At 62.4% G+C, this 18677-nt stretch carries 14 protein-coding genes; 4 read left to right on the top strand and 10 right to left on the bottom strand.

Translation table 11 applies throughout. The annotated features are described in order from the left end of the window. Positions 1 to 146 precede the first annotated feature (146 nt). A complete protein-coding gene (gene tviB, locus AWB74_RS12230) occupies positions 147 to 1424 on the bottom strand; it encodes a Vi polysaccharide biosynthesis UDP-N-acetylglucosamine C-6 dehydrogenase TviB (protein ID WP_061125104.1) in 1278 nt (425 codons plus the stop codon). 95 nt (positions 1425 to 1519) lie between these two features. After that, the gene (locus AWB74_RS12225) at positions 1520 to 3757 is read right to left on the bottom strand and encodes a polysaccharide biosynthesis tyrosine autokinase (RefSeq protein WP_061147028.1); all 2238 of its coding nucleotides are present in this window, start codon (positions 3755 to 3757) and stop codon (positions 1520 to 1522) included. A gap of 783 nt (positions 3758 to 4540) precedes the next feature. Here AWB74_RS12225 and AWB74_RS12220 point away from each other — a divergent pair. Continuing rightward, positions 4541 to 5665, top strand: coding sequence for an MraY family glycosyltransferase (locus AWB74_RS12220; RefSeq protein ID WP_061147027.1), 1125 nt, complete (start codon positions 4541 to 4543; stop codon positions 5663 to 5665). 355 nt (positions 5666 to 6020) lie between these two features. On the opposite strand, the gene asnB is transcribed toward AWB74_RS12220, so the two are convergent. The 3 genes from asnB to AWB74_RS12205 all read right to left on the bottom strand — a co-directional run bounded on the left by asnB (position 6021) and on the right by AWB74_RS12205 (position 10827). Next, positions 6021 to 8042: an asparagine synthase (glutamine-hydrolyzing) gene (gene asnB / locus AWB74_RS12215; RefSeq protein ID WP_061147026.1), complete on the bottom strand. Its 2022-nt coding sequence runs from the start codon at positions 8040 to 8042 to the stop codon at positions 6021 to 6023. Between the two features lie 46 nt (positions 8043 to 8088). Further along, a complete protein-coding gene (locus AWB74_RS12210) occupies positions 8089 to 9222 on the bottom strand; it encodes a glycosyltransferase family 4 protein (protein WP_061147025.1) in 1134 nt (377 codons plus the stop codon). Between the two features lie 177 nt (positions 9223 to 9399). Further along, a complete protein-coding gene (locus AWB74_RS12205) occupies positions 9400 to 10827 on the bottom strand; it encodes a glucosamine inositolphosphorylceramide transferase family protein (RefSeq protein WP_235024552.1) in 1428 nt (475 codons plus the stop codon). Positions 10828 to 11183: 356 nt separating this feature from the next. On the opposite strand from AWB74_RS12205, the gene AWB74_RS45610 reads away from it, so the two are divergent. Both AWB74_RS45610 and AWB74_RS12200 read left to right on the top strand, forming a co-directional pair. Then, positions 11184 to 11471 carry a hypothetical protein gene (locus AWB74_RS45610; protein ID WP_143749209.1) on the top strand — a complete coding sequence of 96 codons (288 nt, stop codon included), beginning with the start codon at positions 11184 to 11186 and terminating at the stop codon, positions 11469 to 11471. Between the two features lie 44 nt (positions 11472 to 11515). Further along, positions 11516 to 11848, top strand: coding sequence for a hypothetical protein (locus tag AWB74_RS12200; RefSeq protein WP_061147024.1), 333 nt, complete (start codon positions 11516 to 11518; stop codon positions 11846 to 11848). A gap of 34 nt (positions 11849 to 11882) precedes the next feature. On the opposite strand, the gene AWB74_RS48195 is transcribed toward AWB74_RS12200, so the two are convergent. The 4 genes from AWB74_RS48195 to AWB74_RS12180 all read right to left on the bottom strand — a co-directional run bounded on the left by AWB74_RS48195 (position 11883) and on the right by AWB74_RS12180 (position 15406). Continuing rightward, entirely contained in the window at positions 11883 to 12008 is a 126-nt protein-coding gene (locus tag AWB74_RS48195; RefSeq protein WP_268811189.1) for a hypothetical protein, read from the bottom strand. Positions 12009 to 12197: 189 nt separating this feature from the next. After that, positions 12198 to 12644 carry an NUDIX hydrolase gene (locus AWB74_RS12190; protein WP_061147022.1) on the bottom strand — a complete coding sequence of 149 codons (447 nt, stop codon included), beginning with the start codon at positions 12642 to 12644 and terminating at the stop codon, positions 12198 to 12200. A 340-nt stretch (positions 12645 to 12984) separates the two neighbouring features. Beyond that, a complete protein-coding gene (locus tag AWB74_RS12185; protein WP_061147021.1) occupies positions 12985 to 15096 on the bottom strand; it encodes a phosphocholine-specific phospholipase C in 2112 nt (703 codons plus the stop codon). A gap of 28 nt (positions 15097 to 15124) precedes the next feature. Further along, entirely contained in the window at positions 15125 to 15406 is a 282-nt protein-coding gene (locus AWB74_RS12180) for a hypothetical protein (protein WP_143749207.1), read from the bottom strand. A gap of 122 nt (positions 15407 to 15528) precedes the next feature. On the opposite strand from AWB74_RS12180, the gene AWB74_RS12175 reads away from it, so the two are divergent. Then, positions 15529 to 16785: a YbfB/YjiJ family MFS transporter gene (locus AWB74_RS12175; RefSeq protein ID WP_061147019.1), complete on the top strand. Its 1257-nt coding sequence runs from the start codon at positions 15529 to 15531 to the stop codon at positions 16783 to 16785. 25 nt (positions 16786 to 16810) lie between these two features. Here AWB74_RS12175 and AWB74_RS12170 read toward each other — a convergent pair whose 3' ends face one another. After that, positions 16811 to 18217 carry a replication initiation protein gene (locus AWB74_RS12170; RefSeq protein ID WP_061147018.1) on the bottom strand — a complete coding sequence of 469 codons (1407 nt, stop codon included), beginning with the start codon at positions 18215 to 18217 and terminating at the stop codon, positions 16811 to 16813. Positions 18218 to 18677 lie beyond the last annotated feature (460 nt).

Genomic DNA, 18677 nt, shown 5'->3' with positions numbered 1-18677 from the left:
ACTCCGAACGTCCGGTTGGCATCGCCGCGGGCAGCCGTCGAAAACGAGGGCCGAACCGCGGCGATGGCGTACAGCGGCTTCCATCGGGCAATACGCGTGCGGCTGCATGGCTGCAGACGGTGCGTATCGTCCGATGAATCGAAGCCTCATAGACGCATGTCGCTCGCCTCGGGCGGGAGAACGTATTTGAGGTCGCACAGCACGTGCTTCGACTTGCCGTAGGCGTGGATGCCCTCCGCGCCTTCATCGGCAAACTGCTTGTGCGCCACGGCGAGCACGACCGCGTCGTAGACGCCCTTGGCCGGCTGGTCGACCGGATCGATGCCGTACTCGTGATGTGCTTCTTCCTTCGACACCCACGGGTCGTACACGTCGACCTGAACGCCGTATTCCTTCAGATCCGCGATGATGTCCACCACGCGCGTGTTGCGCAGGTCCGGGCAGTTCTCCTTGAAGGTCAGGCCCATGATGAGCACGCGCGCACCCGAGATGGCGATATCGCGCTTGGTCATGGTCTTCACGAGCTGGGACACGACATAGTTGCCCATGCTGTCGTTCAGGCGGCGCCCCGCGAGAATGATCTCCGGGTGATAGCCGATCGCCTGCGCCTTGTGCGTCAGGTAATACGGATCGACGCCGATGCAGTGGCCGCCGACGAGACCCGGACGGAACGGGATGAAGTTCCACTTCGTGCCCGCCGCGAGCAGCACGGATTCGGTGTCGATGTTCATCTTGTTGAAGATGATCGACAGCTCGTTGATCAGCGCGATGTTGACGTCGCGCTGCGTGTTCTCGATCACCTTGGCCGCCTCGGCGACGCGAATGCTGCTCGCCTTGTGCGTACCCGCCGTGATGATGCCGCGATACAGCTCGTCGACGAAATCGGCGACTTCGGGCGTCGAACCGGACGTGACCTTCTTGATGTCCGGCAGACGGTGCGACTTGTCGCCCGGATTGATCCGCTCGGGGCTGTAGCCGACGAAGAAGTCCTCGTTGAACTTCAGGCCGGACATCTTTTCCAGCACCGGCACGCACTCTTCTTCGGTCGCGCCAGGATAGACGGTCGATTCATAGATGACGACATCGCCCTTCTTCAGCACGCTGCCGATGGTCGTCGACGCGCCGATCAGCGGCGACAGGTCCGGACGCTTGTAGTGGTCGATCGGTGTCGGCACGGTGGCGATGAACACCGTGCAGCTTCTCAGGTCTTCGACTTCGGCGCTGTACTGCATGAAGCTGGCCTGCGCCAGTTCTTCGTCACTGACTTCGAGCGTGACGTCGCGCCCTTCGCGCAGCGCGCCGATGCGCGCGCGGTTGATATCGAATCCCACGACCGGCGTACGCTTGCCGAACTCGACGGCGAGCGGCAGACCGACGTAGCCGAGCCCCACGACACCGATTTTCAACTCATGCGGCGAGAACATATTTACTTCTCCTCGTTTTACACACTCAGGACGTTTAATTAGTAGAACTTTTTGATTCGGGGTCCAACAGGAGCGGGTTCCGGATGAGTGAGTCCCTATTCCTTGTCGCTCTTGTACGCGGCGTAGGCGTAGCCGCCGTACTGGCGCGCCTGGGCATAATTGCCGTAGTGCACCTTGAAGCCATTGAGCAGCACGCCGGTGACGCTCGCACCCGACTGCTCGAGCCGCTTGACCGACTCCGAGATTTCGCCGGAGCGCGTATCCCCATAACGCGCCACGAGGAAGATGGAACCCGCGACGGGCGCCATGATCGACGTGTCCGACACTGCCAGGATCGCCGGAGCATCGAGCAGCACGATGTCGTACTCCTCCGACGCACGGCTCACCGCATCCGTGAACGCATTCGACAACAGCAGCTCGGCCGGGTCCGGCGGATAGAAGCCGCACTGCACGAAGTCGAGGTTGTTCAGCACCGAGCGATGCACGGCTTCATCCAACGAGCTCGAGCCGCTCACGATATCCACGAGACCCTTGCCGCGCGGCAGGCCGAAATACTGGTTCAGGTGGCCGCGGCGCAGGTCGCAGTCGACCAGCAGCACGCGCTTGCCGCCAGCCGCCAGCAGCGTCGCGAGGTTGGCCGACACGAACGACTTGCCGATACCCGGCAGCGGACCTGCCAGCATCACGACGTTGTTCGGCGCATCCATCAACGCGTACTGCAGCGATGCACGCATCATGCGCAGGCCTTCGACAGCCGGGTCCGTCGGGTAACGCGAGGCGAGCGCGAGCTGCTCGGGCCGCTTGTCGGCGATACGCTTTGCCAGTTCCTTCTGCCGTTCGCTGTCCGGAATCGTCGCGAACACGGAAAGACCCGTCTTCGATTCCAGTTCCTTCGGATCGAGCACGCCCTTGAACAGGAAGTCGCGAGCGAACGCCATCACGATGCCGAGGAACAGTCCGATACCTGCCGCGATCACCAGCACGAGCGCCTTCACCGGCTTGACCGGACGCTCGGGCACTTCAGCGCGGTCGAGCAGTTCCACGGTCGGCGTGCGGCCGGCCTTGATCAGACGCATCGTTTCGATATTGTTGCGCAGGGCCGAATAGACATCCGTGCTCATGCGCACATCACGCTGCAGACGAAGCGCGCCCTGCTCGGCCTGCGGCATCGCCTTGACGCGCGCCGACAGTCCGCCGATGTATTTCTCGGTTGCCGCGATCTGCTGGTCGATCACCACGACGCTCGGATGCTGCGCCGAGAAATGGCTCGCCAGGTCCGAACGGCGACGCTTCAGGTCGAGCAACTGGGCGTCCGCCTGGGAAGCCTGCTGCATGACGATGCGGCCTTCTTCGTCGGCGTTGAAGAGCGTGCGGCTGTTGCGGTACGCGTTGTAGTTGTCCTCGGCCTGCTCCATCTGGCGCTTGGCGTCGGGCAGCTGCTGTTCGAGATACTCGAGCGACTTCTCGGCGTTGATCCCGCGGCGGTCGGCGTTCTGCTTGATGTACATGCGCGACAGTTCGTTGATCGTCGCCGCCACGAGCACCGGGTCCTTGCCTTCGAGCGACGTGCTGATGACGCCCGATTTGTTGCCCTGCTCGGCGATCGTCAGCGAGCCCTGCAGACGTTCCATCGCGGACACGCGCGATCGGCGCACCAGATCGAACTCGACGCCCTTCTCGCCGTGGATGAAGCTCACGAGGAGCGAGATCGGGCCGGCTTCGGTGTCGAAACGCTGCACGGTGCCGATCTGGCCCCCGACGCCCGTCTCGATGCCCGGGCCGCGCACCTGATACTGGCCGTTGCCGAGATAGCGAAGCGTGTAGTCCTCGCCTTCGAACGGTTTCGGCACGTCGAACGCCGAAACGTCGATCGATTCGGAACCCCACGCGTAGCCGCCGCGGCCGAACAGACCCGGCGTCGAGGTGCCGTCGCTCATGCGCGAGATCATGCCGCCGACGATGGGGAAGCGATGCGGCGCCGCCTGAATATAGAGTTTGAGTGCATCGACGACCGGACCGAGCACGAACTTCGAGCCGAGAACCTGGATTTCGCCTTCGGCGGTTGCTCTCTGATCGAACATCGTCGCGGCGGCTCTCACCATGTCGCGCGTGTCGCCGGGGGACGCACTGCTCGCCTCGTCGACCTTGACCAGCATGCCGGCCTGATAGATCGGCGCTGAAAAGAACGCATACACCACCCCGATGCTGAAGACGACCGTCACGGTCGCCGCGATCATCTTCCAGTGACGGCCCAGCGTTTCGAGAATCGACCTGAGCTCGATCTCGTTGTCTGTCTCGGCCGTTACGGCTGACGCCTGATTTTTAACTTTCATGGAACGTCTCGTTACAGGCTCTTATGGGACCGGCGCGCGCTGCGCACCGATTGCGGATCGAAACACCTGCGGCGCGCCCCTGGACGGAGCGCAAAATACAAATGCCTTTTGATGATTTTCGGACTGCATTTGGGGCCGTTAAAATCCCGCCCCGTCATTGCAGTCGTATTGAAACACACGACTCAAAAAAAGAGAAATTCCCGCAGACGATTTTTGTTGTTTAACGAACCTTTCAGAGCAGACAAGTGTTCGGTTGCTCACTTTTAGCGCCTTATTGACTATGCGGGCCATTTGAGCAAATCGAAAATATCACAGCGCCCCTTGGTGTATGCGCGGCACCGCACATATAATCGATGTTAATCGGCCTGCTAATTCTATGAGGAAATGCGGTTCAGGCGGGAGCCCGGTTACGGACATTTCTTCGCCTCGCCGCACGGGCCGTTGCGCCAGAACCGGCGGGGCAGACGCCGGTTGGCCCTGGCGCCTGCCAGGACTGCGTACGGCCCCTCTCGGAAAATGCGCGCGAAGGTGTGCTTGCGCACTGACAGCGTACGGTTTATCAAATTCGAATTACTAAAACTTTAAAATAAACCGCTGTATTTTCGTGCCATTAAAACCCCGTTTGTATGAATAATCGGGGGAAATCCCAATGTAATCACGATTGGTCCGGTTTCACACATTAAACGGCCATAAATCCGTGGACAATGGCAGGGGTAGTACCTAACATACGCTTTCGGGTTTAGATATTCGAAAAGAGATGCGCCCTCTTCGTGAGTGAGAAAAATGTTAAACCTTGCGCTTGGCTTCATATGCTCTTTCTGCATCACGCTACTTATAGTTCGATTCGCGGGGCGCTTCGGGGTGCTCTCTCTGGATCATGATTTGAAAGGCGTTCAGAAGAATCATTCTCATCCTGTTCCGCGGATCGGCGGAGTCTCCCTGATGGTCGCGGCCATCGTGACCTTTTCTGTGTGCGCTTTCGTCGGCGGCAATCCGCGCGAGGAATCCATGTTGTTGCTGCTGTGCGCCGCGCCCGCGTTCCTGAGCGGCGTGATCGAGGACGTGACCAAGCGCGTGAGCGTCCGTGCGCGGCTTCTGAGCGCGATGCTCGCCGCGCTCCTGGGCGCTTTTCTGCTGCACGGCGTGATCGGCCGCGTGGACCTGCCGCTCGTCGACCCGATTCTCACTTTCGCACCAATCGCTATCGGACTGACGGTGCTCGCCGTCGCAGGGCTCACCAACGCGGTCAATATCATCGACGGTTTCAACGGGCTCGCCGCCGTCGTGTCCATTCTGATTCTGGGTTCGATCGGTTATGTCGCGCACGCAGTGGGAGATTTGCTCGTGATGAGCGCCGCGCTCACGATGATCGGCGCAATCGGCGGCTTTGCGATCTGGAATTATCCGGCTGCGTCGATTTTCCTCGGCGATGGCGGTGCGTACTTCATCGGCTTCACGATCGCGGAGCTGCTCGTGCTGCTCGTCGCCCGGCATCCGAACATCTCGGCGTGGTACGCGATGGTCGTCGCGATCTATCCGCTCTTCGAAACGCTGTTCTCGATCTACCGCCGCCGGATCGTGCGCGGCCGTCCGGTGGGCGCGCCCGACGGCATCCACCTGCATACGCTGATCTTCAAGCGCGTGGTGCGCAAAGGCACGGACCCGCGCCAGCGTCAGCGCAGAAACGCGCGCACGTCGCCGTATCTGTGGGTGCTGAGCATGATCGGCATCGTGCCCGCTTCGCTGTTCTGGCATAACCCGGTGGTGCTCGCGGTGACGGCCGTGGTGTTCGTCGTCGCGTATGTGTGGCTCTATGTCGCGATCGTCCGGTTCAGGACGCCGCGCTGGCTCATCAGCAGCCAGGGCATCGTGACCGCCGCCGTGCCTGAGCAGACGCATCACAAGTGATCCGAAGGCGCAGTAACGCGCCGCAAGCGGTAGAAGACTGAAAGGCCCTGGTTCGACGAACCAGGGCCTTTTTGCTTTCGGATGGGCGATCGAGGCTATCCGTCGAATCGGGCGCTGGAGCGGCGCTTCTTCCGGTTCCGAATACGCATTGCCTCAAGCCATGCGCGAACGTTACGCACCTGTTGTCCACGACAAAACGATGCGAGGCACGCGATCCGATGCAGACGAGCAGTGCTGCAGATTTATCGAATACCGCTCGGCAAACGCGCTGAACCAGCGCCAAAACAAAAGGCCTTGGTCCGTACAGACCAAGGCCTCTTCAACTACGAACGAGCGGCGCACGCGCCGCCGTGTATCAACTCGCCACGCCAGCCAGATCCGCCGCGGGCGACGTAAAGAGCGGAATCGACGATGCCTGCTGATGCTCGAGCCACAACTGGAACATCAGCACGTTCCACAACTGACGATGCCAGTTCTGCTCGCCCGACAGATGCTGCTGCCACTTCGCGCGCACGATGGCCGGATCGAAGAAGCCCTCGCGACGCAGCCGCGATGCATCCAGCAGCGCCTCCGCCCAGTCGCGCAGCTCGCCACGCAGCCAGTGCGTGATCGGCACGCCGAAACCCTGCTTGGGCCGCTCGATCATCGCGCGCGGCACGTGACGGTACAGCACCTGACGCAGCGCCCACTTGGTCTGCCCGTCGCGCACCTTCATCGATTGCGGCAGCCGCCACGCGAACTCCACGACGCGGTGATCGAGGAACGGCACGCGCGTTTCGAGCGACACGCCCATCGCGGCGCGATCGACTTTCGTGAGAATGTCGTCGGGCAGATAGGTGATCATGTCGAGCGCCATCATGCGCTGCACGTCGTCGAGGCCGGTGAAGGCCGGCGCATTGCCGGTCATCAGCGTGGGCGGCTGGCGTCCGCCGATCACGAGCGCGTCCGGGTCGTTCCATTGCGACATCAGATGCAGGTACACCTCGTCTTGCGTGCGGCACGACAGCAATTGCGCGCCCTTGTGCAGCTTGTCGCCGACTTTCACGCCGCGCAGCGACGACGGCAGCATCGGTCCCATGAGCCCCGCCATGCTGTTCCAGCGCTTCGGCGAAATCCCCGCGATGCCCGACGCCGCCAGCTTGCGCAACGGCGCCGGCAGCATCGTCACCTTGTCCCACATGCCAGGCGCGGTGCGGTAGCGCTGATAGCCGCAGAAGAGCTCGTCGCCGGCATCGCCGGACAGCGAGACCGTGACGTGCTGCCGTGCGAGCTGCGACACGAGAAACGTCGGAATCTGCGACGAATCCGCGAAGGGCTCGTCATAGAGTTCGGGCAGGCGCGGAATCACATCGAGCGCCTGGCGCGCCGTCACATACAGTTCCGTATGTTCGGTGCCGAGATGCGCGGAGACGGCTTTCGCCAGCTTCGCTTCGTCGAAGTCGCTTTCGTTGAAGCCGATCGTGAACGTCTTGACCGGACGCGTCGACTGCTTCTGCATCAACGCGACGATCGTCGACGAATCCACACCGCCCGACAGGAACGCGCCGAGCGGCACGTCCGAGATCATCTGCTGGCGGATCGCATCGCTGAGCAGATGCTCCAGTTCGTCGACCGCGTCTTCGGCGCTGCCCGCAAAGCCGCGCGCGGCGCCATTGACGGCCGCCTCGACGCCGGACCAGTAGGCCCAGATGCGCGGCTCGCGCCGCTCCATCGAGACGGAAAGCAGCTTGCCCGGTTCGAGCTTGGAGATGCCGTCGAAGATCGAATACGGCGCGGGCACGCAGCCGTGGCGAATCTGCAGCGTCAACGCGCCGCGATCGACGTTGTTCTCGAACGCAGGATGCGCCCGCAGCGCCTTGAGCTCCGAGCCGAAGAGGAACGCGGCTTCGTCGCCGTGTCCCTGCCAGCCGTAGTAGAGCGGCTTTTCACCGAGCCGGTCGCGGCCGAGCGTGAGCTGACGTTCCTGCTTGTCCCACACGGCGAACGCGAACATGCCGACCGCGCGCTCGACGGTCGCCTGAATGCCCCACGCGTCGAAGCCGGCCATCAGCGTTTCGGTATCCGAACTACCGCGCCATGCGGGCGCGCGCTGCGCGTCTTCGAGCGCCTCGCGCAGATCGAGGTGGTTATAGATCTCGCCATTGAAGACGATCACGTAACGCCCGCTGACCGAGGACATCGGCTGATGCCCGGCTGCCGACAGATCCTGGATGGCCAGCCGCCGATGCCCGAGCGCGATGCCGCGCAGATCATCGGTCCAGTCGCCCGCGTCGTCGGGCCCGCGATAGTCGATGGCCAGCGCCATCTTCCGGACCGTTGTCTTCGAGTCGCCCGGTCCGATGCCGCGCCCACCCAGAAAGCCGACGATACCGCACATATTCGTTCTCCTTCAAATCCGGCCACAGGCCGCGATGATGCGATGCTCACTTTTCCTGGACGAGCCGCAGGTAGATATCTTCGAAACGCTCGCGCGCGCGCATCATCGTGAACTCGGCGTGGATGCGCGCCTTGGCCATCTGGCCGAGGCGCACGCGCTCGTCGGGTTTCATTTCGATGACGCGGGAAAGCCCCGCTGCGAGCGCGTCGGCGTTTTCCTTCGCGACGACAACCCCCGTGTTCGCGACGAGCATCGCCGCGTCGCCGACATCGGTGACGACGCATGGCACGGCCATCGCCATCGCTTCGCCGACGACGTTCGGGAATCCTTCAGTTCGCGACGACAGACAGAACACGTCCATCGCCGACAGGCACGCGGGCACGTCGCGCCGTTCGCCGAGCAGCACGAAGCGCGATGCGAAGCCCGTGTTCGCGATCCAGCCCGCGAGCTCGCGATTGTTCGCGTCGAGATCGCGGCCGACCATCATGAAGCGCACGTCCGGATGGCGCGCGGCAAGCAGGCCCGCGGCGCGCACGAAGCTCTGATGATCCTTCACCGGATGAAAGCGCCCCAGCACGCCGACGACGATCGTCCTGTCGTCGAAACCGCATTGCTCGCGGATCGCGCGGCGCTGCTCGGGTGTCGCGGACAGGCGCGCGACATCGAATCCGTTCGGCACCACCATCATGCGGCTCGCGTCGTAGCCCACGGACACGTGCGCGCGGCGCGAAGCCTCGGCGGCGCACACGATCGTCTGCGGCACGTAGTACGAGAGCCATGCGCAGATCTTGCGCAGCAGCACGGTGACGCGCGAGCCGCCCGATTTCACGTCGGTGGTGCGCACGCCCCAGACGATGCGCTTGTGCGCCGCGAGCCGTCCCGCGAGGCCGCCGAGAAAATCGGCGTGATACATCCAGGTCTGGATGATGTCGGGGCGCACTTCGCGGATCAGCTTCACGAGATCCCACAGCGCGCGCGGAAAGCCGAGCGGGGATTTCATGCCGAGGCTGCGCACGTCGATGCCGCGCGCGGCGAGTTCTTCGCCGATCTTGCCCGTCGTCGTCAGCGAGCAGACGACGTGGCGAAACCGCGGATCGTCGATGTGCGACTCGATGAGGCGCTGAAGCATGCGTTCAGCGCCGTCCGCATTGAGCGCAACGATGACATGGAGAAGCTTCATGGTCCCGGCTGCCGTTTTTCTGCGATGGGCCCGTCGAGGCAGCCGACGCGTGCGCGGCTGGCGGAACAGCTCCGCTGACGGGTGTGTTTTATGTCGATGGGCTGCCTCGCCGGAGGACATGTAACCGACGCGTGCGGATGGCCACCCGCGGCGCGTTTTCGTCGCTCCGGTGAACCATCAATGTATGCCGGCGCGCGTGGCCCTTTCTGTACGTCGGCCCACATGCTGGCTGGCTTGCCGGCGTGCGTCCGGGGCCGGGCCGGCCTGGCGTCGCGCCCGCTTCTTCAGGCTGCGCCACGGATTCCATTTGCGCAACTGCGTCTTGATATCGATGATCGTGAACGCGCCCGCCGAATTCCACGTATGAACGCCCTGCTGACCGCGCGGCGGATTGCGCACCGACACCGTGCGCTCGGCGTAAGTCGTCGTCGTGAGCTCGGTGATTTCGCGGAACGCCAGCGCCGCGCCATATTCGCGCTCGCAGTTTTGCGCGGGACGGATCAGGCGATTCTGCGCATCCGTGAACAGGTTGCCGGCCATGCGCGCGAGACGGACATCGGAGACGACCGGGTTCATCGGATGCGCGGTCCATTCGCCGAACGGGCTGTCGGAATGGAATATCGACAGCTCGTCCCAGTTCGGGCCGCCGTCTTCGGCGATGCTCGTGAACATCCACCAGATCTTGCCATCGAAATGCAGCGTGGTGTCCGCCGCGACGATGTCGCGCATGACCACCTTGTGGAGCACCCATTCGGACGGGAACGAGGCCGCGCGGTACATCTCGATCGTCCGGTTGCCGCACGTTTCCGGAATCATGAACATCTCGCCTTCATGCTCGAACAGAAACGGATACGACAGGTGATAGTTGCGCTCGAGCACGATGCGCGGCGTCTCCTGCCACGACTGCGTGGCCGGATCGAACGCGACATGGCTGATCGTGCCGCGGTTGGTGTCGTAGGGCAGGCTTTCGAAGAAGAGGTGATATTCGCCGTTCTTGCCGCGCCACAGGAAGGGATCGGCGTGGAACTCCGTCGGCAAGCCGGGAAGCGTCACCCAGCCGCGGCTTTCGTTCGTCTCGGTGGCGCTGTCGTCGCGCCGATAGGCAAGTACCCAGTGGCCGCGCTGCACGAGCACCTTGAGCGGCTGGTTGAGCACCTTCCTGCCCAGATGCCGCAGCGCGAACCAGGCCGACGTCAGCCCCGACAGAAAAGCCGGCGTCGCCTCGCTCTCGACGAGCGGGAAAACTTGGGGCGACCCGGCGGCATCGAGACGCCTGCGCGCACGCTCGATGAGCACGTCGATGCGCTGATGACTCGTCTGCAGCGACTTCAGGAAGAAGAGCTTCTCCGGTATCGCGACGTGCGACTCCGCGAGCAGACGCATTTCGCCTGTCTCGGGCGACTTCCACACGACCTGGATGTGCGGCGTCCGGCATTGGAGCAGCGCCTTCCACAACGCTTCGACATTCTCGTGCCCGTCATACAGCACGACGAGCGAGTCGTGCGCGGGAGCATCGGCCCGGGCCGCGTCGCAAGAGTCGCCATAGAGACGCTTTTCGAAGTTCGTCCACCACTGAAGCACGGAAGGAAACGAGGATTGCGCCATATGTCTTCTCTCTGTCAGCAGCAGATATTCGAGTTTCGCTTCGCTCGATTGGGGCCGCGTTTGTTTTGATTGGATTTAATGACGGCCTCTCGCGGCCGCCTGTACATAAACGCTTAACTGTCTTTTATGCGCTTTGATCAGCGCTTTCACAGTGGACGGTCAGTCCATTACGGGTGACCGATGCGAAAAAAGACTAAAGTCTGGGGAAATTGCATGCGGTGCGCTATCGCACACAAGCTAGCGAGCGTAAATGGAATGAAGGAAAATGGAACGGCTGTTCCACAATGCTGAACTGCGCGAGGACTGGCAGGCCTGGAGCGGCTGAGCGACCTGTTTGCGGTAGGGAGAACTTCGCCTTGAACTTCAGTAAATTGAGCCGATTTGACGCACGGCGCGCGTCAAGGCGCTTCGTCGCGATGTACGGCGGCTTCACGCTTGCGATACCACGTAGGCCGCTTATGGCCCGACTCGCTCGTTTTATCTCCTTTATTTCGCGAGAAAGGCGAAAAGATAATTTCGATTACCGCCAACAATGCCAGCCCAATTATTGCGAAAAAAACAATTGCGCCTATAACACCGACCACAGTCATGCTTCCTCCGCGCTCACCGCGTTGTATCAAGCATTTGATAAAACACGCCGCTAAAGTTTAGTCCGAAACAAACGTTCGTTAATCCCCGATTCTATCACATGACGAATCCGCCCATTTTTTACGCGATCGCCATGAGAATCATTTTCGGACGACTCCCACCCGCGCAAATCCCGGAACAAATGGGGAAAATTGCCTTTGTTCATCTGACCGGCGCAAGGGCGCAACGACAGCGCGGGTCGCCGACCCGGTGCGGCAGCGCAGGCACGACCGGTCTCGCGAGCGACGACGCCCCCGCGATGAATCAGGATGCCGATAGAGAAGTTTTAATACGCAAATCCGAATTTCGAAAGGTCGAATTGCGCAATTCGAATGAGCCCGTTCGTTATGAACGTTTCAGCGCAGTCCAGCCGGACTATTCGACCGACGATTAATCAGCGATCGGCCAAAAGAAACTTCCGAATTCTTTCACGCGAGCCATTCTCTTTCGGCCGGCTTGTCAGATTGCGCCAATAGAATGTCCGCTACGGCCAACAGCGATAGACCGACTACGGCGATGAATCCGACGGTCCCGACGAACATGACCAGCTTCATGGTTTCCTCCGCCTCAAAGGGTGAATGCGTCCGTGCGTGGGCCGCACTGGCGACTCGTCGGATCTGAACGAGCGCCAGCGCACATTTCAACGGAAGCATAGGCGCATCTTCGCTGAAAAAATATTCATTTTCAGCGAAAAATGCCCTTTCACGCTTTCGACAGATGAAAAAGCACCGTTTTCGGACGGTTCAGCGCCAGCGCCTGCCGATACCCGCAGCCGCGCCCGGCCCGGCGGCGTCGTGGTTCCACGACGACCGCGAACTCTCGTGGACTCCGCCCATCGCCCGATGAAGAATGGCCCGCGTGCCCGGCGTCGCGCTGACTTGCGCGAGCTGCGAGGCATCGACCCATAGCAGTTCGTGCAGCCTGCCGCCGGCCGACGGCCGTGGATGCACGTCGTCTGGAATCGCGATGCGAAAAACATGGTGCAAGTGATGCGCCGAAACCTGCTCGAACAGGAAAGCGACGGCACTCGCCGCGACACCGGTGTCTTCATGCAGCGCTCGGATCGCCGCAACAATCGTCAATTCGTCGTATTCAACCGTTGTGCCCGGGAGCAGCCACGGACCGCCGCGCTCCCGGACCAGAAGCACTGACTGGCGACGCACCAGCAGCACTGTTGCCCGTTCTCTCATCCCCGTCTCCGGTGTTGCACCCCAATTCGTTATTGGATTGGCGATGCAATTCGACGCTGCGGCTACCGCGTGCCATGTCTTGATCTCGCAGACGTCTGCATCGTGAGGTTGAACTGGTGTGCCCCTCGATCTTCTCCGTCTTCGCCGGGCTGCGCAATGCGTGCATGTCCCACGTAAGTGTGTAGCGCCACACGTTCGCATGTTTTTACCGATGTTGCGTGGGCGTGGGCGGGTCGGACGGGTTCCGCTGCCGGCGCGGATGAGGACGATCCTGCCGTGTGATGCGCGGCCGCGCGCCATGAACGCGCGCGGCCGGCGATGGCTGATCAGCGGGAGCGCCTCATGCGCCGAGCGCGGGATCGCTCATGCTGTCGCGGCCGTCTTCGACGTGACCCGCGAGGCGCCGCAGGAACGCGCGATCCGTATCGACCTTGATCTCGACGTCGTACCAGCCGTGTGTGTCGCGCAGATCGAGATAAACCTGCACGGTATCGCCGCCACGCACGCGCCGCGTGATCGTCTTCGCCGGATCGTATGCGTTGGTCACGCTGAAGGTGCACGCAGCCGTGCCGCGATTGTCCAGCCGCAGTTGCAGATTGCCGTTCGCGACGTCATAGCCTTCCGCGACTTCCGGCGCGGCCTGCTCGCGCGACCACCAGCTTTGCTGCGCGCCAGCCTTGCCCGCGATCCGGCGAAGAAACCCATTCGGGCCGTGCACGACGAAATCGAAACTGCCGTCCTGATTCGCGGCGACGTGGTCCGCGAGACGCTTGCCCGCTTCGACCGTGTAGGTGCGCGGCGGCTCGGCGCTCGCGTTGCGATAGAGCAGAAAGGCCGCGCCCGCGTTGCCGGTGTTGACGAAATCGAAGGCGACGGCATCTTTCGAGGCGCCCGCGCGCGTGCGCACGAAAAGCTCGTACGGCAATGCGCGCGCGGCGCGCACGCCGGGCTCCTGCTTCGGCGTCGTCTGCGCGACGGGCGGCACGGGCACGTAATCGGGATGCCGCTTCTTGTCGGGCGGAACGTAGGCGCTCGTACTTGGCAGCGCGGGCATCGCGCTGCTCGGATTGCGGAAGTCGAACGCGGACGTCAGATCGCCGCAGATCGCGCGTCGCCACGGCGAGATATTCGGCTCGGCCAGTCCGTGCTTGCGGCCGAAGCGCTTCTGGATGAAGCGGATCACCGACGTATGGTCGAAGGTCTCGGAGCATACCCAGCCGCCTTTCGACCACGGCGACACGACCAGCATCGGCACACGCGCGCCCAGGCCATACGGGCCGCTCGCGTACTTCGCGCTGCCCGGAAAGATTTCGGCACGGGTGTCGACGGTCGAGAGGCCGTTGGCGCTCGACGTCGGCGGAAACGGCGGCACGAGGTGATCGAAGAAGCCGTCGTTCTCGTCGTAGTTGATGAGGAGCGCCGTCTTGCTCCATACGTCCGGGTTCGACGTCAACACCTGCAACACCTGATCGATGTACCACGCGCCGTAGTTCGCGGGCCAGTTCGGATGCTCGGAGAACGCCTCGGGCGCGACGATCCACGAGACTTGCGGCAGCGTGCCGCTCGCGACATCGCGCTTCAGGATCGCGAAGTAGTCGTCGCCGGCGGCGGCGTTCGTGCCGCGCCGCGCCTTTTCGTAGAGCGGGCTGCCGGGCTGTGCGTTCTGATATTGCGTGAAGTAGAGCAGCGAGTTGTCGCCGTAATTGCCGATGTACGCGTCATCGGTCCAGCCCCAGCCGTTCTTCGCATCGAGCCCGTTGCCGATGTCCTGATAGATCTTCCACGAGATGCCCGCGCGTTCCAGGACTTCGGGAAACGTGGACCAGCCGTAGCCGGCTTCCGCGTTGTCGACGACCGGGCCGCCGCCCGTGCCGTCGTTGCCGACATAGCCCGTCCACATGTAGTAGCGGTTCGGATCGGTCGACGTGTTGGTCGAGCAATGGTAGGCGTCGCAGATCGTGAAGGCATCGGCGAGCTGATAGTGGAACGGGATGTCGTCGCGCTCGAGGTACGCCATCGTTGTCGAGCCCTTGAACGGCACCCACTGGTCGTACAGGCCGCCGTGGAAGGCGCCCTTCCCGTCCGTCCAGCCATGCGGCAAGTCTTGCAGAAACTGCAGGCCGAGGTTCGACGCGCCCGGATGAAACGGCAGCACGTCGCCCGCGCCTGCCGCGATGGGCTGATTGAAGACCGGCTTGCCGCTGGGCAGCGTGACGGCGGTCTTGTCGCCGAAGCCGCGCACGCCGCGCAAGGTGCCGAAGTAATGGTCGAACGAGCGATTCTCCTGCATCAGCACGACGATGTGCTCGATGTCCTCGATCGATCCATGGCGGTTGTTCGCGGGAATCGCGAGCGCCTGGGAGATGCCGAGCGGCATCACGTTCAGCGCGGCGGCCGCGCCTGCGGCCTCGACGGCCGCGCGCAAAAAGTCACGTCGGTTCTTGTTTTTCATTCGTTTAGCGGGGAAGTGGAAAGGAAGGTCACTCGACCGTGTGAATGACCGGTGTCGCGAGCGGCTCCGGGGCAACGTGCGCCATCGCGGGTTGCGCGGGCGTGCCGGAGGCGGCGGAAGCGCTGGCCGTAGCTTGCTTGGCCCAGTCCTGAAGCTCGCTCGTCGCGGAGGTTGCGGGTAATGCGGACGACTCGCTGCGCGCCGCAGCTTCCGATGTCGGCACTTCGGACTTGCCGCATCCGCAAACGATTGCGCAGGCGCATACGGCGATTCGCGCCACGATGGCGTGGCGGCTTGAAACAGTCGACATCGGGTTCTCCGGCTCCGGGCGTGCGGATCAACGCAGCGCTGCGAAGCTTAGCCATCGCCTGTGTAAGCAATGTGACCGGTCCGCGATACCATTGGGCTGTTCATCCACAGGACGACAAGAGCGTGAATCCGCGTGACGATGCAAGTGCACAGCTTTCCGATTTATCCGCCGCAAACGTCCACGAGACCGGTCGAAGGCAGGCACTTCTGCTCGCGGTAGCGCTGTCGCTCGGCAGTGCGATCGCGCTCGGGCTCGCGCGCTTTTCCTACGCGCTCCTGCTCCCGCCGATGCGGCTCGACCTCGCGTGGAACTTCGCGCAGGCCGGTGCGATGAACACGGCGAACGCGTTCGGTTATCTGCTCGGCGCGATCGCCTTCTCGCGATTGTCGATGCGCGTCGCGTCGCGGACGCTGTTCGTCGTGGGCTGCGCGTCGACGGCGTTGCTGATGGCGGCAAGCGGCACAACCACCGATACCGACGCTCTGCTCGTGCTGCGCGTTGCGACGGGCATCGGCAGCGCGCTCATCTTCGTGAGCGGCGGCGTGCTGGCGGCGCGGCTCGCATCGCTGTCACCGCGCGATGCGGGCCTCGTCATCGGCCTGTACTACGGCGGCACGGGCTGGGGCATCGTGATCTCGTCGATACTCGTGCCGTTTGCGGTGCTGCCCGTCGCGCACGGCTGGCGCTTCGCCTGGTTTGCACTGGCGGCCGCGTGCGCTGCGTGCTCGGGCATCGCGGTGTGGGCGGCGCGTCGGATCGAATCGACGCATCCGCTCGCGGCGACGCGTTCGGGCGCAGGGACCGTGCGCAGCGGCCCGGTGCAGCGGCGGCGGTTCGCGCTCGCGCTCGCCGGCTACGGATGCTTCGGCATCGGCTATATCGGCTACATGACGTTCATCGTCGCCCTGCTTCGCAACGCCGGCATGAGCGCGGGTGTCGTGAGCGGCTTCTATATCCTGCTGGGCGTGGCGACCGTCGTATCGGCGCGGATGTGGTCAGGGCTGCTCGATCGCATGCGCGGCGGTCAGGCGCTGGCAATCCTCAATGCCCTCCTCGTTGCAGCGACGCTCATTCCCGCGATGCTCGCGCATCCGCTGGCGGCATTCGTTTCGGGCACGCTGTTCGGCGCGACGTTCCTGTCCGCGGTGGCATCGACGACGGCATTCGTGCGGCACAACCTGCCGCCGAACGAGTGGCCGCGGGGCATCAACGCATTCACTATCGTGTTCGCGTTCGGACAGATCGTCGGGCCGGTGGTGATCGGGAAGGTGTCGGACAGCGCCGGATTGAAGCTTGGCCTCGTCTATTCCGCGCTCGTGCTGGCGGTGGGCGCGGTGCTCGCAGGCTGGCAGAAACCGTTGAAGGGCGCCGTTGAATAGCGGTACGCAGGATACCGAACGAAGCTCAGGCGGGACCGCTCGCGCGCGCCTTCTTCATCTTCACGAAGACGTGGGAACAGAACGCGTCGGCGACCACTCGATTGACCGTGAGGATATTGTCCGCGCTCAGGTTCTCACGCAACAAACCTTGCTTTTCGATGAGCCTTTGGGGGATCAACTGGCTCACGAACGAGTGACACAACTCCTTGCGCGCGGCAGCATCGACCGACTCGAAGAACTCGCGGCCTGCGCGGATCTCTTCGCTCATCTTGGCCTTGGCGGTATCGTTCTGAACCTGGATGCTGGCTTCGAGATGCGCCTGCGCGGTGTCGCGTGAGCGGCGCACTTTCTTGTCGTCCTCGAGTTGCTTCGCCTTGATGGACGCCATCTTCCGGTCCGCTTCGCCGATCCGGTAATTCCCCTCGAGCGCCTTGAACAGATAGCCGCGCGGACTCACCGTCACCTTGCCTTCGTTGAGCTTGTAGCGCGTGTATTCGATCGCCTGCTCGAGCCGCTCGTCGGTCCACACATCACGGCGCTTGGCGAGCCGCTCGAAGTCGGGCGTATCGAAGGCGAATTCGTTGTGCAGCAGGAGATACATCGAATCCTGAATGCCGGCGCGCGCGGCATCGGCGCCCTGCTTCTTCGTGAAGCGGAAGCGGATTTTCAGTTTCTCGGGCGCGACGCGTTCGGCGTTCGGCTCCCAACTGACATCGAAATCCGATACCTCGTTCAACTGGTCGATGGCGGGTCCGAGAAAATGCTTCTTGAACTCCTTCACTTCCTTGCGCGACTCGCCGACCTTGCCCGGCCACTCCAGCACGTCGTCGTACGCGAACCACTCGGTGACGCCGTGGCCTTCGCACGGAATGAGGCGGTCGTAGATCGCACGGGCGAGGGAAAGCGAGAAAGCCGTCGATGCCCGCAAGCTGAGCCAGTGCGCCTTGTACGGACTGATCAGATATTTGATGACGCGCCCGGCAAGCAAAATGCAAACGACATTGCGCTCGATATAGCAGTCGCCGAGCAGACTGATGGTTCCCCACGAGTCCTTTTCGGTGAGCTCTTCGATGGACGGTGCCGTCATGATTTCTACGCGCGCCCGGGCCGCGGCTCTCATCTGAGCGATGAGGTGGCTGTGATTGCGGCTGTCGTAGCGCATCAGCCACTTGAAATAGTTGATGTCGGCCGTGAACGTGTAGACCTTGTCGTCGATCAGTTCTTCCGGAGACTTGGTCGCGACGATGAAGTACGCCGCATCGAGCACGCGCCGGGCGGCGATGCCCAGACCGCCGACGCGCGTGAAGATGTTGTTGCGCAGGAAGCCGATATCCCTCGTCGACTCGCAGATAGCCGAGCCCTGCGCAGACATGTCTTCGTAGATGTCCAGCGCGAGCTGCTGCGGGGTGACAGTGAAATCTTGGTTTTCCATGCTTCCGATTCGGCTTCGATCCCCGGCACTCTAACAGGCGAACAAGGGGTGTCAACACAAAAACCACCCCGCCCTTTTCACGCTTGGATTCGCACAAAAACCGTCCCGCTCTTGCGTCGCCATCACAATTTCCGACCCTGTCACCACAATTTCCGTCTCGTCCGGCCCAATTTGCGTCCCAGCACGCACAAAAAGCGTCTCACTCGGCACAGAAACCGTCTCTATCCACAGGTTTTTTCGTTGATTTAAAAGGGAAAATGCTGCCCTTGTATGTGGGTTTGCGGGTTCAGGTTTACAAAATAACTTAACGAGCACGGATGAAGTTTACCTTGGGAAATCCGGTTTTCTTTTCCTAAGTTGTTGATAAAGCTATGAAAATTCGAAGAAACAGAGGTCACACAAAAACCGTCTCCGGGACGGTTTTTGTGCGGACATCAGAGGAATCAAATGGCGATGTGCA

Origin of the sequence: Caballeronia arvi, assembly GCF_001544695.2 — a bacterium.
GTDB classification, from domain to species: Bacteria; Pseudomonadota; Gammaproteobacteria; order Burkholderiales; family Burkholderiaceae; genus Caballeronia; species Caballeronia arvi.
This window is presented reverse-complemented; position numbering and strand designations above follow the sequence as displayed.

What these genes read in the sequence shown, in the direction of transcription:
- tviB (WP_061125104.1), bottom strand. Translation starts at nt 1,424, where the DNA reads ATGTTCTCGCCGCATGAGTTGAAAATCGGTGTCGTGGGGCTCGGCTAC.
- AWB74_RS12225 (WP_061147028.1), bottom strand. Translation starts at nt 3,757, where the DNA reads ATGAAAGTTAAAAATCAGGCGTCAGCCGTAACGGCCGAGACAGACAAC.
- AWB74_RS12220 (WP_061147027.1), top strand. Translation starts at nt 4,541, where the DNA reads ATGTTAAACCTTGCGCTTGGCTTCATATGCTCTTTCTGCATCACGCTA.
- asnB (WP_061147026.1), bottom strand. Translation starts at nt 8,042, where the DNA reads ATGTGCGGTATCGTCGGCTTTCTGGGTGGGCGCGGCATCGGACCGGGC.
- AWB74_RS12210 (WP_061147025.1), bottom strand. Translation starts at nt 9,222, where the DNA reads ATGAAGCTTCTCCATGTCATCGTTGCGCTCAATGCGGACGGCGCTGAA.
- AWB74_RS12205 (WP_235024552.1), bottom strand. Translation starts at nt 10,827, where the DNA reads ATGGCGCAATCCTCGTTTCCTTCCGTGCTTCAGTGGTGGACGAACTTC.
- AWB74_RS12200 (WP_061147024.1), top strand. Translation starts at nt 11,516, where the DNA reads ATGACGAATCCGCCCATTTTTTACGCGATCGCCATGAGAATCATTTTC.
- AWB74_RS48195 (WP_268811189.1), bottom strand. Translation starts at nt 12,008, where the DNA reads ATGAAGCTGGTCATGTTCGTCGGGACCGTCGGATTCATCGCCGTAGTC.
- AWB74_RS12190 (WP_061147022.1), bottom strand. Translation starts at nt 12,644, where the DNA reads ATGAGAGAACGGGCAACAGTGCTGCTGGTGCGTCGCCAGTCAGTGCTT.
- AWB74_RS12185 (WP_061147021.1), bottom strand. Translation starts at nt 15,096, where the DNA reads ATGAAAAACAAGAACCGACGTGACTTTTTGCGCGCGGCCGTCGAGGCC.
- AWB74_RS12180 (WP_143749207.1), bottom strand. Translation starts at nt 15,406, where the DNA reads ATGTCGACTGTTTCAAGCCGCCACGCCATCGTGGCGCGAATCGCCGTA.
- AWB74_RS12170 (WP_061147018.1), bottom strand. Translation starts at nt 18,217, where the DNA reads ATGGAAAACCAAGATTTCACTGTCACCCCGCAGCAGCTCGCGCTGGAC.